Below are 14,644 nucleotides of genomic sequence, written 5' to 3' on the forward strand. Positions count from 1 at the left end.
GGGGACACGTCGGCGGGGGCGGGCGGGGACACGTCGGCGGGGGCGGACGGGGACGAGGGATCGGCGGGCGGGACCGAAGGGGACATAAAACCAGCTTATGACCTCATAGAGCCGAGCTCCCTGGTGGGCCCGCACCCACCCGCCGAGGATCGTGGCATGGCCATCTTTCCGCAGACCCGGACCGCGCGTCCCGCCCTTCCCGACCCCTCCGCCCCGGACCCCGCCCTCCGGCTCCCCTCCCTGCGGCACGTCGGCCCCAACTGGTACGCGACGGTCATGGGCACCGCGATCGTGGCCACCGCCGGGGCGGCCCTGCCCGTCCATGTGCCGGGGCTGCGTGGCACCCTCCTCGCCGTCTGGGCCCTGTCCGCGGCGCTGCTCGCCGTCGTCCTCGCCGCCCGAGCCGGCCACTGGGCCCTCCACCCGGGCCAGGCCCGGGCCCACCTGCTGGACCCCGCCGTCGCCCCCTTCTACGGCTGCCTCTCCATGGCGCTGCTCGCCGTCGGCGCGGGCACCCTCACGCTCGGTCGGGACGTCATCGGGCGCCCGGCGGCCGTCGCCGTGGACGCGGTGCTGTTCACCGTGGGCACCGTGGTGGGCCTGGCCGCCGCCGTGGTGGTCCCGTACCTGATGGTCGTACGCCACCGGCCGGCGCGCGGCACCGCCTCGCCGGTCTGGCTGCTCCCCCTGGTCGCGCCCATGGTCTCGGCCGCCGTCGGCCCCCTGCTGGTGCCCGAGCTGCCGCCCGGCCAAGCGCGCGGGGCGCTTCTGCTCGCCTGCTACGCGATGTTCGGGATGTCGCTGCTGGCGACCCTCGTGGTGCTCCCGCTCGTCTTCGCCCGGCTGGTGCACGAGGGCCCGCTGCCGCTCGCGCTGACCCCGGCGCTGTTCCTGGTACTCGGCCCGCTCGGCCAGTCCACGACCGCCGCCGGCCAGCTCGCCGACGCGGCGCCCCACGCGGTCGGCGCCCCGTACGCCTCTGCCTTCGGCGCGTTCGCCGTGCTGTACGGAGTGCCGGTCATGGGGTTCGCGCTGCTGTGGCTGGCCCTGTCCGCGGCCATGGTGGTGCGCGCGGCCCGGCGCGGGATGCGGTTCACGATGACGTGGTGGGGGTTCACCTTCCCGGTCGGTACGTGTGTCACCGGGGCGGCGGGCCTGGCCCGGCACACCGGGGTGGCCGCTTTCACCTGGCTCGCGGTGGCGCTCTACGTGCTGCTGGTGACCGCGTGGGCCGTCGCCGGCGTACGGACGCTGGGCGGGCTGTTCAGCGGGGCACTGCTCGCGGCGCCCCGGCCGGTGCCGGTCAGCGCGTGAGTGACGGCCGCCGGCCGACGCGTGCGGCGGGCCCGCCGGGGCCGGTGGGCGTACCGGGTGACGGTGCGTACCGGCGGCCGGTCAGCGGCGTGTGTCGTACGTGGCGTCGATGTGCTCGGCGACCGAGACGACCAGCAGCCGGGTGCCCGGGACGGTCGTCCGCCACCGGTGTCTGACCCCGCCGGAGAGGAAGAGCGTGTCGCCCTTCCCGAGCCGGTGGGCCTGCCCCTCGGCCTCGACCTCGACGGCTCCCTCGGCGACGTACATCAGCTCGTCGTTGCGGTGCTGGAACTCGCGCCCGAGGTCCTGCTCGCCCACGAATTCCAGGGCACTGAGCTGGTGGCGTCCGCGCACCAGCCGCCGTGCGCCGTCGGCGTCGTCCGCCCGTACGACGTCCACGGCGCGCGCCGAGTCGGCCGCGGCCCGCAGTCGCTCGGTCGTGGTCTCCAGCGCCTGGGCCACCCGGTCCAGGGACCGGGGGCTGGGTCTGGCCCGTTCGTTCTCGATCTGGCTGAGGAAGGGTACGGACAGGCCGCTGCGCCCGGCCACCGCGGCCAGGGTCAGTCCGAGGGTCCTGCGGCGGCGTCGGACCGCGGCACCCACTCGAAGGGCTTCCTTGTCGTCCATGTCCGGCTCCCTCCCCGGTTCGCCATCCTCCCGGTTGCCAGCACCCTACGCATGTCGTTCGCGGGATGGAGCGGAAGTGGCGGGACGGGAAACCGTCCGGGGCTCCTCCGACCAGCCTGAAGGGGACGGCTCCGGTTCGCTACCGGGGCCGCCCCCTTCCTCGGGCAGGCGTTCTGATCGGAGACGGGCGCTCAGCCGCCGACGGGCGCCATCTCGTCCACCACGTCCGGGTTGGCGTCCATCCAGTGGCGGGCGGACTCCTTCTCCTTGCCCGCACCACCCTTCTGGATCTCCACCTCGAGGGAGGCCAGCTGCGCCTCACTGAGCTTGAAGTCCTTCAGCCAGCCGGTGAGCTCGGGGAAGTCCTCGGCGAAGTCCTTCTTGGCCACCGTGTGGATCTGCTCGCCCTCACCCCAGGCAACCTTGGGGTCCTCGAGCTTCTTCAGGTCGTGCTTCCCGTAGGCCCAGTGCGGCGACCACAGGGTCACCACGACCGGCTCCTTCTTCTTGATGGAGGCGTTCAGCTCGGCGAGCATCGAGGACGTGCTGGAGGAGACGACCTTGTACTCGCCCTCCAGGCCGTACGCCTTGAGCACCTTGTCGTTGAGGGTGCCCATCATCCCGGCGCTCGACTCGATGCCGATGATCTTGCCGTTGAACTTCTTCCCCTGGCCCTTCAGGTCCGCCAGCGAATCGATGCCCTTGACGTACGAGGGAACCGTCAGCTCCAGCGAGGTCGGCCCGTACCACGAACCGAGATCGTCCAGCTGGTCGCTGTACTTGTCCCAGTAGTCCTTGTGCGTGGTGGGCAGCCAGGAGTCCGTCTGGAAGTCGATGTCACCGCGGGCGACGCCGGAGTAGAGCGGACCGGCGTCGAGCTGGGTGACACCGGCCTCGTAGCCCCGCTGCTCCAGGATCTCCTTCCACAGGAACGTGGAGGCGATGCCCTCGTCCCAGGGGATGTAGCCCAGGTTGATCTTCTGGCCCTTGCCGACGTTTCCGCCGCCGGCCTGGTTGCTCTTCGCGCCGCTGCCTCCGGAGCCGGCCATGTTGAGGCCACCCGCGACGAGCGCCAGGACGACGACGCCGATCATGGCGACGGCGGTCCCCGGCTTGTAGTGCGCGAACTTCATACGGCGGGCACTTGCGGCGGCCTTGGCGGCGGCGCGGCGGCCGAGCGGGGAGACCCGTTCGTTGAGCGCGCCGGTCATCCGGTCCAGGTACATGGCCAGGATGACGACGGCGATCCCGCTCTCGGCGGCGAGGCCGACCTGGAGCTGGGTGATCGCGGCGTAGACCTTCTCGCCGAGGCCGCCGGCCCCGGCCATACCGCCGATGACGACCATCGACAGGGCCAGCATGATGACCTGGTTGATTCCGGCCATGATCGTCGGCAGGGCGAGCGGCAGCTGCACCCGGGTCAGGGTGTCCTTGGGCGTGGTGCCGAACGCCTCGGCGGCCTCGACCAGTTCGCCGTCGACCTGGCGGATGCCGAGCTCGGTCATCCGGACCCCGGGCGGCATCGCGAAGACGATGGTGGCGATCACACCGGGGGTGACACCGACGCCGAAGAACATGACGCCGGGGATCAGGTAGACGAAGGCCGGCATCGTCTGCATGACGTCGAGCACCGGCCGCAGCGTGGCGCTGACCTTGCTGTTGCGGGCGGCCCAGACACCCGTGGGCACCGCGATCACGATGGTGATGACCGCTGCCACGACGACCAGCGACAGCGTGGCCATCGCCTCGTCCCAGAGGGCGAGCGAGTCGATGAGGGCGAAGCCCACGAAGGTGAGGACGGCCGGCACCACACCGCGCAGCCAGAACGCCAGGACGGCGAAGATGGCCGCCATCAGCAGCGGCTCACCGCCGCCGAGCACCGCGTCGACACCGTCGTACATGCCGCCGAGGACGGTCTTGATGGCGTCGAAGATCCAGGAGAGGTTCGACTGGAGCCAGTCGACCGCGTTCTCGACCCAGGCGCCGAAGGAGAACCTAGGCACTGGCCTTCACCGCCTCGGCCTCGCCCTGGGCGGGCAGGACGTCCTCGACCTGCGGTTCCTCGCCGAGTACGGCGAGGAGCCGGGTGCGCGGCACGACCCCGATGACGCCGCCGCCCGCGTCCGTGACGGCGACGGCGACCCCGCTGGTGGAGCAGGGGGTGAAGAGTTCGGCGATGGGGGTCTCCGCGGACACCGTCGCGGGGGCCTCGGCCAGCAGGTCCTTGTCGGAGCGGCCCTCCTCGGGCGCTTCCATGATCGAACCGGCGGTCAGCACCCGGGAGCGGTCCACGTCCTGGATGAACGACGCCACGTAGTCGTCGGACGGCCGGACGAGGATGTCCTCGGCGGTGCCCTGCTGCACGATCTCGCCGTCGCGCATCACGGCGATGCGGTCGCCGAGGCGCATGGCCTCGTTGAGGTCGTGGGTGATGAAGACGATGGTCTTCTTCAGCCGCTTCTGGAGTTCGAGGAGCTGGTCCTGCATGTCACGGCGGATCAGCGGGTCGAGCGCGCTGAAGGACTCGTCCATCAGCAGCAGGTCGGCGTCGGTGGCGAGCGCGCGGGCCAGGCCCACGCGCTGCTGCATACCTCCGGACAGTTCGTCGGGCCAGGACTTCTCCCACCCGGCCAGGCCGGTCAGCTGGAGTGCCTCGGCGGCGCGCTGCTCGCGTTCGGCGCGCGGCACCCCCTGCACCTCCAGGCCGTACCCGGCGTTCTCCAGGACGCTGCGGTGAGGGAAGAGCGCGAAGTGCTGGAAGACCATACTGATCTTCGACGAGCGGACACCGCGCAGTTCGCGGGCGCTGAGCGCCGTCAGGTCCTGCCCGTCGAACAGCACCCGCCCGGCGGTCGGCTCCAGCAGGCCGTTGAGCATCCGCAGCAGGGTCGACTTACCGGATCCGGAGAGTCCCATGACGACGAATATCTGCCCCGGCTCCACGGTGAACGAGGCGTCGATCACCGCTGCGGTCGTTCCGTCGGCGCGCAGCTCGTCTCGCTGGGTACCGTCCTGGAGCTTCCGCACGGCTTGATCGGGTCGTCTGCCGAACACCTTGTACAGATGCTCCGCTTGCAGCCTTGACACATACACCTCACGCGTTGAACCGAAAACGGTCTGTCACCCCCGCGGGCAGACCGTGGAGCGGGCGGATTCGGTCCGCAGAACACGCGCACAGGCAAAAAATGGGCGTGGTCCGCTCCATTGGCGCGCCTGCCCCGGCTTACACAACCCAAACACACGTGTGACCCAGCTCACCCGAAAGGGTCGCCCCGCCCGGGAAACGCTGCGTGCACGGCCCCGGAGGTGCGGCCGCCCGTAGGCCGTGACTGTCGGTGGCGTGCGGCATCATCGGGGTGTGACGCGACGCCTGATGCTCCTCGACACCGCCTCCCTCTATTTCCGCGCCTACTTCGGCGTCCCCGACTCGGTGCGCGCACCGGACGGCACACCGGTCAACGCCGTGCGTGGGCTGCTCGACTTCATCGCCAGGCTGGTGCAGGACCACCGGCCGGACGACCTGGTCGCCTGCATGGACGCGGACTGGCGGCCGCACTGGCGGGTGGAGCTGATTCCCACCTACAAGGCGCACCGGGTGGCCGTCGAGACGCCCGCGGGCGTGCCCGACGAGGAGGAGACCCCCGACACGCTCTCCCCGCAGGTCCCGATCATCAAGGAGGTGCTGGACGCCCTCGGCATCACCCGTATCGGTGTCGCACCGTACGAGGCGGACGACGTGATCGGCACGCTGGCGGGGCGGGCCACCGGGCCCGTGGACATCGTCACCGGGGACCGCGATCTCTACCAGCTCGTCGACGACGCCCGCGGGGTGCGGGTGCTCTACCCGCTGAAGGGCGTGGGCTCGCTCCAGGTGACGGACGAGGCCTGGCTGCGGGAGAAGTACGGCGTGGACGGCGCCGGATACGTCGACCTGGCGCTGCTGCGCGGGGATCCGAGCGACGGGCTGCCGGGTGTCCCGGGCATCGGCGAGAAGACGGCCGCGAAGCTGCTGGACGCCTTCGGCGACCTCGCGGGGATCATGGCCGCGGTGGACGACCCCGCCGCCCGGCTGACCCCGTCGCAGCGCAAGCGCCTCGACGAGGCACGGGACTACGTCGCGGTCGCTCCGAAGGTCGTCCGCGTCGCCGACGACGTACCGCTGCCCGAGGTCGGCCTCGCCCTGCCGCGGGAGCCGCGCGACCCTGCCGCGCTGGAGGCGCTCGCGGCCCGGTGGGGCCTGGGGGGCGCCCTGCAGCGCCTGCTCGTGACGCTCCAGGCGTGAGGATGCTAACTTAGGTAAGCCTAAGCGTGTGGGGGGCCTGGGTGTGCGGCGGGGGCGATCGGCGGGCCCGAGCGGCAGCGGACCCCGCACGCCCAGCGTCTTGTACGTCCAGAGCAGGGAGAACCTCGTGGCAGAGCGGCCGGCACGCCAGGCACCGAAGGCGCAGGGGGCACAGGTCCTGCGCACCGAGCAGATCACTCCGCACATGGTGCGCGTGGTCCTCGGGGGTGACGGCCTGGCCGGTTTCTCCCTCGCCGGATTCACCGACCACTACATCAAGCTCTGCTTCGCCCCCGAGGGCGCGGACTACGCCCACCCCTTCGACATGGCCCGGATCCGCGAGGAGTACCCGCGTGAGCTGTGGCCCACGACCCGCACCTACACGGTGCGCTCCTGGGATCCCGCAACGCGGGAGCTCGCGGTCGACTTCGTGGTGCACGGTGACGAGGGGCTCGCGGGGCCGTGGGCGACCCGGGCGCGCCCCGGCGACCAGGTGACCTTCCTGGGACCGGGCGGCGGCTACCGGCCGCAGGACTCGGCCGACTGGCATCTGCTGGCCGGTGACGAGAGCGCGCTGCCGGCCATCGCCGCGACGCTGGAGCAGATGCCGGCGGGCGCCCTGGTGCACGCCTTCGTCGAGGTGGCCGACGCGGCGGAGGAGCAGAAGATCGTGACGCGGGACGGGGCGGCCGTGACCTGGCTGCACCGGGACGGGCGTCCGGTGGGCGAGGCTCTCGTGGCCGCGGTGTCGGACCTGGACTTCCCCGAAGGTGAGGTGCAGGCCTTCGTCCACGGCGAGGCGGGGTTCGTGAAGGAGATCAGACGCCACCTGCGTAAGGAGCGCGGCGTCCCGCTCTCCCGGCTGTCGATCTCCGGGTACTGGCGCCTCGGGCAGAACGACGACGCGTGGCGCGCGGTCAAGCGCGAGTGGAACGAGCAGGTGGAACGCGAGGAGAACGCCGGGTAGCGCCGGCCCGCCTGTGCTCGGACACCCGGTCGACGTCACGGACGGCGGCCGGGTGTCGTCGGCTCCGGGTGCGGTGCCGTTCCGCGGCGCCGGGGGCTTCCCGCCCGTGCGGTACGGAGCGCTCCACCCGGCCGTCAGGCGCCTCGGCGGGGAGTCGTCCCGGGCCGCCGGTCCCCGGTGTCCGGACGCCGGCCACCGGTGCGCGGCCAGGAACGGCGGGAGGACGCCGGCCGGCCTCGCGGGAGCTCCCCCTCCGCGTCCCCGGTGCCGGAGTGGTGCCCGGACACCCCCGTGGCCGTGCCCGCCGGGGTGCCGAGGCGGGTACGGGTGCACACCCCACGGGGTGACCCGCACGCCCCTCCGACGCAAGGGCGTGCGACCATGTCGGGCCGCAGGCCAATCCGCGGGGTCGTCGGCTCCGAACCAACGGAGGAAACCGACACGTGCCCGGGAGGAACGACCGCGTGGAAGAAGTCGTACACATCAGTGGGGTCCGCTCGGCGGAACCCGATCTGCAAGAACTGCTCGTCCACGTGGCGCGCGGCGACCAGGACGCCTTTACGCAGGTCTACGACCAGGTCAGCGGCCCGGTGCTCGGACTGGTGCGGAGCATCCTGCGCGACCCGGCCCAGTCCGAGGAGGTGGCCCAGGAGGTGCTGGTCGAAGTGTGGCGTACCGCCCCGCGCTTCCAGCCGTCGCGCGGCAGCGCGATGAACTGGGTGCTCACGCTGGCCCATCACCGGGCGGTGGACCGGGTACGTTCCGCCGAGGCGGCGTCCGCCCGGGAGCACAAGGCGGCGCTGCTCGACCGCACGCCCGACTTCGACCAGGTCTCCGAACAGGTGGAGACCCGGCTCGAGAGGGAGCAGGTCCGGCGCTGTCTGCGGACGCTCTCCGAACTGCAGCGGGAGTCCGTCACCCTGGCGTACTACCGCGGGCTGACCTACCGCGAGGTCGGCGAGCTGCTCTCCGTACCGCTGGGAACCATCAAGACGCGGCTGCGCGACGGACTCATCCGGCTGCGCGACTGCCTGGGGGTGAACGCATGAGCACGGCCGAGCTGCACACACTGACCGGCGCCTACGCCCTGCACGCGCTGCCGGACGGGGAACGCCTGGAGTTCGAACGCCATCTGCGGGTGTGCGAGGCCTGCGCCCAGGAGGTCCGGGAGCTGTCCGCCACCGCCGCCAGGCTCGGGCTCGCGGTCTCCGCCGCCGCGCCGCCCGCACTGCGGGACCGGGTGCTGCGGGAGATCACGCACGTACGGCAGGAGCCGCCGCAGGCCGGCATGAGGCAGCGCGCCTCCTCCCGGGCGGGCCGGGCCGGCCGCTGGTCCTCGTACGCGCTCGCCGCATGCGTCGCCGCCGCCGCCGCACTGGGTGGTGTCGCCGTGTGGCAGCACGAGGTCGCCCAGGACGCGCGGCAGGAGGTCTCCCGTGCGCAGCAGCGGAGCGAGCTGGTGGCGCGGGTGCTGTCCGCGCCGGACGCCACGACGGCAGCCGCGGAGCTGGCGGGCGGGGCCCGGGGAGCCGTCGTCGTCTCGCACCGCGTGAACCGCGCGGTGTTCGTGGCCTCGGACATGGCCCGGCCGCCCGGCGGCAAGGTGTACCAGCTCTGGTTCGACGACCACGGCACCATGCGGTCCGCCGGCCTGATGAACCCGAAGGCCACGGACGACGCGGTGTTGCTCGACGGACCGGTCGACGGTGCTTCCGGCATGGGGATCACCGTCGAGCCGTCGGGCGGGTCCGAACGGCCCACCTCGCAGCCGGTGGCCCTGATGGAGTTCGGGCAGGCCTGAGCGGCCGGGGCCGGTCACGGCGATCCCCGCAACACCCTGGATCTCGGGGAGTTGCGGGGATCGTGCGTGTCAGGGTCCTGAAGGCGAGGCCTCTTCGGGACACCGGACCGGGAGTGTGGCCGTACGGCGGCCGAAACGGCCGTTCAGCGCCGGGCCGGGGGCCGCGGCAGGAAGCCGCTGGTCCGGGCCCGGTACTCCGCGTAACCCGGCCGCCCCGCCATGTGCCGCTCCAGGAGCGCCTTGCCGCTGCCCATGGTCAGCAGCAGGCTCATCACGACGGGCGACACGAGGGTCGCGGCCGCGACCGCGGGCTGTACGCAGACGAGGAGGAACAGCCCCCACCAGACGCAGAAGTCCCCGAAGTAGTTCGGATGACGGGTCCAGGCCCACAGCCCCCGGTCCATGACGCGGCCGCGGTTCTCCGGGTCGGCCTTGAAGCGGGCCAGTTGCGCGTCCCCCACCGCCTCGAAGGCCAGCCCGAGCGCCCACAGCGCCGTTCCGGCCCCGGCCCACCACGTCAGCGGGCCCGTGACGTAGTACGCCGCCTGCACGGGGAGGGAGATCAGCCAGACCAGCGCGCCCTGCAGGAGGTACACCTTGCGCAGGGCGTAGAGGGCCTGGCTTCCGGGCGCGCGGGCGAGCATGGCCGCGTAGCGCGGGTCCTCCCCGTGGCCACGCCCCCGCCGCCCGATGTGCACGGCCAGCCGCAGCCCCCAGACGACGGTCAGCACGGTCACCAGGAGGCGGAGCCCCTCGGAGCCGTCGCCCCGGGAGAGGACGTACGAGACGAGGGCCACGGCGGCGAAGCCGATGCCCCAGGCCACGTCGACGACGCGGTGCACCCCCGCGCGCAGGGCCACGGCGAAGGTCACGAGCATGACCGCGAGGGCGGTGCCCGCGCCCACCGCCAGGTTCCGGGCGAAATCCGCCCACGCGAAGCCGTTCACCGGCCGTCCTCCGGCCCGTGCGGTGCGCCCAGCCCGTCGTACCAGCCGTGCCGGGTGGCCGGCGGCCCCACCGAGCCGTCCGCGTCGGGCCGCACCGAGAGGATCTGGTCGACGCCCATCCGCCGCTCCTCGAAGGCCAGGGCGGCGCCCACCAGGTAGAGCCGCCACACGCGCACGGTCTCCGCACCGACCAGCGCTTCGAACTCGGTTCTGCGCTCCTCCAGGGTGCGCAACCAGGCGGTCACGGTGAGGACGTAGTGCTCGCGCAGCGACTCGACATCGCGTACCTCGAGCCCGGCCCCCTCCAGGAGCCCGACCGTCTCGCCGAGCGGGCGCATGTGCATGTCCGGCGCGATGTACGACTCGATGAACGCGCCGCCGCCCGGGGCGGTGGTCCCGCGGGACATCTGCTGCACCAGCGCACGCCCCCGCGGCCGCAGCACCGCGTGGAGCAGTGCCGTGAAGGCCGGGTACTCGGCGTCGCCGACGTGTTCGCCCATCTCGATGCTGGACACGGCGTCGTACCCGCCCTGGAAACCGGGCAGAGCCGTGATGTCCCGGTAGTCGCGGCACTCCACGTCGACCAGGTCCTCCAGGCCCTGGGCCGCCACCTGCCCGCGCACATGGGCGGCCTGTTCCGAGGCGAGGGTGACGGCGGTGACCCGGACCCCGTGCCGGCGTGCCGCGTACAGCGTCAGGGAGCCCCACCCGCAGCCGATGTCGAGCAGCCGCGCGCCGGGCCGGAGTGCGAGCTTGCGGCAGACGAGTTCCAGCTTGTCGCGCTGCGCGTCGGCAGGCCCGTACCCCGGCTCCTCACCGGTCCAGTAGCCGCAGGAGTACGCCATCGTCCCGTCGAGGAGCAGGGAGTAGAAGGCGTTGGACAGGTCGTAGTGATGGCTGATGGCGGCCCGGTCGCGGGCCTTGCTGTGCAGCGCGCCGCGGAGCCCGGCGCGCGCCGCCGGGACGGGCGGGCGGGGCCCGGCGGCGCCGAGGCGCAGGGCCGTGCCGGCGGCCCGGACCCGCGCGGCGAGACCGGGCCGGGGAGCCTGCGCCCCGGCCCGGGCCGCCCGGCGCAAGGCCCGCAGCCCGTCGGAGAGGTCGCCGGGCACCTCGATGTCACCGGTGATGTAAGCCTCCGCGAGGCCGAGTTCACCGGGCTGCCAGAGCAGCCGGCGCAGTGCGCGCCGGGAGCGCACGTGCACGGTGGGCGCGTCGGCGGGGCCGGTCTCGCTGCCGTCCCACATCCGGATCCTGACCGGCGGGGGGCCGCCGAGGAACTGCTCGACGACGGGCGCGATCCGCTGCGCCGCTCCGGTGCGGGAGCTCCGGGGGGTCTCGGTCGTGGTCTTCACGCGGTGTCCTCACGGGTCAGGAGAAGCTGCTGGACGTCGAGGTAGCCGGAGCGGAACCCCGCTTCCGAGTAGGCGAGGTAGAAGGTCCACATGCGGCGGAAGGTCTCGTCGAAGCCGAGGGCCTCGACCTGGGGGCCCTGGTCGGTGAAGCGTTCCCGCCAGAGCCTCAGGGTCTCGGCGTAGTGCGTGCCGAAGCCGGTGCGCTGCCGTATCCGCAGGCCGGTGCCGTCGGCGGTGACGCGCTCCATCGCCTCGGTGGAGGGCAGCAGACCGCCGGGGAAGATGTACTTCTGGATCCAGGTGTACGTGGTGCGGCTGGCCCGCAGCCGGTCGTCCGGCATGGTGATCGCCTGCAGGGCGATCCGGCCGCCGGGGGCGAGGCAGCGCTCCAGCGTGCGGAAGTACACCGGCCAGTACTCCTCGCCCACCGCCTCGATCATCTCGACGCTGACCACCGCGTCGTACGTCCCGGTCGCGTCCCGGTAGTCGCACAGGCGCACGTCGACCCGGTCCTGGTGGCCGGCCTCGCGGATACGGCCCCGGGCCAGCTCCTGCTGCTCCCGGGAGAGGGTGAGGGAGACGACGCGGGCGCCCCGGGAGGCCGCGCGGATGGCGAGTTCGCCCCAGCCGGTGCCGATCTCGAGGAGGTGCGTCCCGGGGCCCACTCCCGCGAGGTCCAGGAGCCGGTCGATCTTGCGGTGCTGGGCGGCCGGAAGCAGTTCCTGGTCCGCAGGGAAGCCCCGGAATACTGCGGACGAGTAGGTCAGCGTCTCGTCGAGGAAGAGCGCGAAGAGGTCGTTCGACAGGTCGTAGTGATGACTGATGTTGCCGCGCGCGTTCTCGCGGCTGTTGACCTGGACGGCGGGCTGCCGGGGTGCCCACAGGGCCCGCAGCTTCTGCAGCGGCGCCGGTACCAGCTCCGCCGCGTTCCCGGCCAGCACGGTCAGGACCCCGACGAGGTCGGGAGAGTCCCACTCGCCCGCCATGTACGACTCGCCGAAGCCGATGAGCCCGCGCGCACCGATCCTGCGGAAGAACGCGTCGGGTTCGCGGACCTCCATCAGGGGTCCGCCGAGCCCGATACCGGCCCGGCCGGCGAGCCGGGCTCTCAGGGGCAGCCGGCCGAGGGCGTGGCGTACGAGCCGTTCGGCCGTCGCCGTCCTGGCCCGGGACGCCTTCGGCAGGGCCACGACGTCCGGCCAGCGCGCCGGATCGACGGGCGCCGGTGCGGCCCCGGGGCCGTGCGCCGCGGGTCCGGCCTGGGCGGGTACGCCCTGCCGGGCGGGGGATTCGGGGGAAGTGGTGGGCACCTTCACTGCATGCCTTCCTGGGTGTGATGACGGGGACGGGGCTGTACGGGGAGCCGGCGCAGGAACAGCCGGACGCCGTGCAGCCGGATGGCGAGGGAGACGATCAGGGTGGACAGGGGGTGCCGAAGGGCCAGCCGGAGCAGCCGCGCGGGCGTGGCGGGGCGCCGGACCCCGCGTACGGTCGCGGTGAACGGCCGGGCACCCTCGCGCTCCAGGTGGACCGTCAGGTCCAGTCGCGGTCCCGGCTCGGGCAGCCGCATCCGGTAGTCGCCGTCCACCGGGAAGAACGGCGACACGTAGAAGTCCTTGCCGGTGGACACCCGGCCGGCCCCGTCCGGGTGCAGCAGGTAGCAGTGGCGCTCCCCGTAGGTGTTGTGCACCTCGGCGACCACGCAGAGCGGGCTGCCGTCGGGACGGTGGCACCAGTAGACGGTCAGCGGGTTGAAGACGTGGCCGAGCACGCGGGCGTGGGTGAGCATCGTGACCGTGCCGTCGGCGAGGTCGACGCCCCGGGCCCGCAGGAACCGTTCGAGACCGGCCCGGACGGTGGGGGCCGTCCCGCCGAAGTGGTCGCGGGCGTCGAACCTCGCCAGCGGCCGCAGCGCGCGCGGCAGCCGTGGCGGGCGGTCCGGGTCGATCAGCCACAGGTAGGTGCGGTGCCGCAGGGCGTACCGCCGGGGTGAGGTGCGCACATGCGTGATGGCGCACGGATAGAGGGCGTTCACCGGGCCGCTCCCGGACGGTGGCGGTGCATGCTCACCAGATCACTCCCAGGGCGGCGGCGGCCTCGACTCCGGACCGGCAGCCGTCCTCGTGGAAGCCCCAGCCGTGGTACGCCCCCGCGAAGGCGGTGACCGGGCCCGACAGGGCGGGCAGATGGGCCTGCGCCGCGACGGATTCCGGTGTGTAGACGGGGTGTTCGTAGACCATGCGGGCGCGGACGAGGTCCGGGCCGACCCGGTCGGCGCCGTTCAGCGTGACGACGAACCGTTCGGGGGCGTCCAGACGCTGGAGCCGGTTCATGTCGTAACTGACGGTGACCCGCTCGGCGTCGGCGGCACAGGAGGGCATCAGGTAGTTCCAGGAGGCCGCCGCTCCCCGGCTGCGCGGCAGCAGCGTGGTGTCGGTGTGCAGCAGGGTGGGGTTGCGGGAGTAGCGGAACGCCCCGAGGACGCGCCGCTCCTCGTCGGTGGGGTCGGCGAGCAGCCGCAGGGCCTGGTCGGGGTGGGTGGCGACGACCACCGCGTCGTACGCCTCGGTCGAACCGTCCTCGGCGACGATCTCCACTCCGTCGCTGTGCCTGCGCAGTGCGCGGACGGGTGTCGCCGTACGCACGGAGTGCACCTGCTTGGCGATCCGCTCGACGTAGGCCTGCGATCCGCCGGTGACCGTGCGCCAGACGGGGGAGCCGCCGACCGAGAGCATCCCGTGGTGGTCCATGAACCGGAAGAGGTAGTGGGCCGGGTAACGCGTCGCGGTCACCGGGTCGCACGACCAGACGGCGGAGACGACGGGCGTCAGGAAGTGGGCCGAGAAGTACGGGGAGAAGCGGCCTCGCGCGGCGAACTCCCCGAGGGTCATGGCCGGGGCGTCCCCTTCGCGGGCGAGCAGCGCCCGGGCCGCCCGGTGGAAGCGGGGCACCTCGGCGAGCATCCGCAGGTACGGCGCCCGCAGGGCGGCGCGCGGCGTGGCGAACAGCCCGGCCGCGCCCCGGGCGCCCGCGTACTCGAGGCCGCACCCCTCGCAGCGTACGGACATGCTCATCTCCGACTCCTGCGTGGCGACGCCGAGTTCGCCGAAGAGCCGGAGAAGGCGCGGGTAGGTGCGCCGGTTGTGCACGATGAAGCCGGAGTCGACGTGGTGGGTCCGGCCGTCCGACGAGATCAGGTCGTGCGTGTGGGCGTGTCCCCCGACGCGTGTGTCGGCCTCGTAGAGCGTCACGTCGTGCGCCTTGCCCAGGACGTGTGCGGCGGTCAGTCCCGCCACTCCGCTCCCCACTACGGCCGTGCGTCGCCGCTGCCTGGTCATTCGGTTCCTTCCGGTG

13 protein-coding genes are annotated in these 14,644 nt (G+C 72.8%); 5 read left to right on the forward strand and 8 right to left on the reverse strand.

All coding sequences use genetic code 11. The features are described from left to right. Positions 1–156 precede the first annotated feature (156 nt). Positions 157–1,314: a TDT family transporter gene (locus tag BA175_RS22770; RefSeq protein WP_069173355.1), complete on the forward strand. Its 1,158-nt coding sequence runs from the start codon at positions 157–159 to the stop codon at positions 1,312–1,314. An 81-nt stretch (positions 1,315–1,395) separates the two neighbouring features. Here the strand turns inward: BA175_RS22770 and BA175_RS22775 are convergent, their stop codons facing one another. From BA175_RS22775 to BA175_RS22785, 3 genes are all read right to left on the reverse strand, one after another. Next, a complete protein-coding gene (locus BA175_RS22775; RefSeq protein WP_069173356.1) occupies positions 1,396–1,941 on the reverse strand; it encodes a helix-turn-helix domain-containing protein in 546 nt (181 codons plus the stop codon). A gap of 191 nt (positions 1,942–2,132) precedes the next feature. Beyond that, entirely contained in the window at positions 2,133–3,944 is a 1,812-nt protein-coding gene (locus tag BA175_RS22780; RefSeq protein ID WP_069173357.1) for an ABC transporter permease/substrate binding protein, read from the reverse strand. Beyond that, positions 3,937–5,028 (reverse strand): quaternary amine ABC transporter ATP-binding protein, encoded by a 1,092-nt coding sequence (locus tag BA175_RS22785; RefSeq protein WP_079159737.1) that lies wholly within the window; start codon positions 5,026–5,028, stop codon positions 3,937–3,939. The genes BA175_RS22780 and BA175_RS22785 overlap by 8 nt, the downstream gene beginning before the upstream one ends. 286 nt (positions 5,029–5,314) lie before the next feature. Between BA175_RS22785 and BA175_RS22790 the strand changes: the two genes are divergently transcribed. From BA175_RS22790 to BA175_RS22805, 4 genes are all read left to right on the forward strand, one after another. Continuing rightward, the gene (locus tag BA175_RS22790; protein ID WP_069173359.1) at positions 5,315–6,223 is read left to right on the forward strand and encodes a 5'-3' exonuclease; all 909 of its coding nucleotides are present in this window, start codon (positions 5,315–5,317) and stop codon (positions 6,221–6,223) included. Positions 6,224–6,350: 127 nt separating this feature from the next. Then, positions 6,351–7,190 (forward strand): siderophore-interacting protein, encoded by an 840-nt coding sequence (locus BA175_RS22795; protein WP_069173360.1) that lies wholly within the window; start codon positions 6,351–6,353, stop codon positions 7,188–7,190. 464 nt (positions 7,191–7,654) lie between these two features. Then, positions 7,655–8,239, forward strand: coding sequence for a sigma-70 family RNA polymerase sigma factor (locus tag BA175_RS22800; RefSeq protein ID WP_069173361.1), 585 nt, complete (start codon positions 7,655–7,657; stop codon positions 8,237–8,239). Further along, positions 8,236–8,991, forward strand: a complete 756-nt coding sequence (locus tag BA175_RS22805) for an anti-sigma factor (protein WP_069173362.1) — start codon at positions 8,236–8,238, stop codon at positions 8,989–8,991. The genes BA175_RS22800 and BA175_RS22805 overlap by 4 nt, the downstream gene beginning before the upstream one ends. A 143-nt stretch (positions 8,992–9,134) precedes the next feature. Here the strand turns inward: BA175_RS22805 and BA175_RS22810 are convergent, their stop codons facing one another. Genes BA175_RS22810 through BA175_RS22830 form a run of 5 tightly spaced genes read right to left on the reverse strand, consistent with a single transcriptional unit; the run spans position 9,135 to position 14,628 of the window. Beyond that, positions 9,135–9,938, reverse strand: coding sequence for a DUF1295 domain-containing protein (locus tag BA175_RS22810; protein WP_069173363.1), 804 nt, complete (start codon positions 9,936–9,938; stop codon positions 9,135–9,137). After that, the gene (locus BA175_RS22815) at positions 9,935–11,290 is read right to left on the reverse strand and encodes an SAM-dependent methyltransferase (protein ID WP_069173364.1); all 1,356 of its coding nucleotides are present in this window, start codon (positions 11,288–11,290) and stop codon (positions 9,935–9,937) included. The genes BA175_RS22810 and BA175_RS22815 overlap by 4 nt, the downstream gene beginning before the upstream one ends. Then, the gene (locus tag BA175_RS22820; protein ID WP_069173365.1) at positions 11,287–12,606 is read right to left on the reverse strand and encodes an SAM-dependent methyltransferase; all 1,320 of its coding nucleotides are present in this window, start codon (positions 12,604–12,606) and stop codon (positions 11,287–11,289) included. Before BA175_RS22820 ends, BA175_RS22815 begins: the two co-directional genes overlap by 4 nt. After that, positions 12,603–13,325, reverse strand: a complete 723-nt coding sequence (locus BA175_RS22825; RefSeq protein ID WP_069173366.1) for a DUF1365 domain-containing protein — start codon at positions 13,323–13,325, stop codon at positions 12,603–12,605. Before BA175_RS22825 ends, BA175_RS22820 begins: the two co-directional genes overlap by 4 nt. Before the next feature lie 31 nt (positions 13,326–13,356). Beyond that, the gene (locus tag BA175_RS22830) at positions 13,357–14,628 is read right to left on the reverse strand and encodes an NAD(P)/FAD-dependent oxidoreductase (RefSeq protein WP_069173367.1); all 1,272 of its coding nucleotides are present in this window, start codon (positions 14,626–14,628) and stop codon (positions 13,357–13,359) included. Positions 14,629–14,644: the final 16 nt, after the last annotated feature.

The sequence above is a fragment of the Streptomyces griseus genome (assembly GCF_001715295.1).
In the GTDB taxonomy this organism is placed as follows: Bacteria; Actinomycetota; Actinomycetes; order Streptomycetales; family Streptomycetaceae; genus Streptomyces; species Streptomyces griseus_G.

Excerpts from the sequence above, each read along its gene's own strand:
- BA175_RS22770 (WP_069173355.1), top strand. The coding sequence starts at position 157 with ATGGCCATCTTTCCGCAGACCCGGACCGCGCGTCCCGCCCTTCCCGAC.
- BA175_RS22775 (WP_069173356.1), bottom strand. The coding sequence starts at position 1,941 with ATGGACGACAAGGAAGCCCTTCGAGTGGGTGCCGCGGTCCGACGCCGC.
- BA175_RS22790 (WP_069173359.1), top strand. The coding sequence starts at position 5,315 with ATGCTCCTCGACACCGCCTCCCTCTATTTCCGCGCCTACTTCGGCGTC.
- BA175_RS22805 (WP_069173362.1), top strand. The coding sequence starts at position 8,236 with ATGAGCACGGCCGAGCTGCACACACTGACCGGCGCCTACGCCCTGCAC.
- BA175_RS22830 (WP_069173367.1), bottom strand. The coding sequence starts at position 14,628 with ATGACCAGGCAGCGGCGACGCACGGCCGTAGTGGGGAGCGGAGTGGCG.